A 288-nucleotide genomic window follows, 5' to 3' on the forward strand; every position below is an offset into this window, starting at 1 on the left:
TTCGGCGCCACCCCGTTCGACGTCGAGAACGTCTTCTGGAGCCATCGCGGCGAGACCTGCACCTTCGACACCATGGTCGAAGAATTCTCCTTGGCGACGCAACCGCTGCTCAGGCTCGCCGCCATCGTGCGCGGCGCCGACACCGCCCGCCTCGACCTCGCGCCGGAAGCGGCGGGGCTGCTTGCGGCTTCGCTCGGCCTGTCGCGCATGCATTCCGACGACCTGGCGCAGCTGGAAGCGGGCATGACGTTCTACGACGCCTTCTACCGCTGGTGCCGCGATGCGACG

Annotated in this window: 1 protein-coding gene; it reads left to right on the forward strand. The window is 68.4% G+C overall.

The features are described 5' to 3' along the window. The coding region (locus NLU14_RS21490) for a chromate resistance protein ChrB domain-containing protein (protein ID WP_275710462.1) at positions 1 to 288 on the forward strand (288 nt) is incomplete at both ends.

The sequence above is a fragment of the Marinobacter iranensis genome, from assembly GCF_029207565.1.
GTDB classification, from domain to species: domain Bacteria; phylum Pseudomonadota; class Gammaproteobacteria; order Pseudomonadales; family Oleiphilaceae; genus Marinobacter; species Marinobacter iranensis.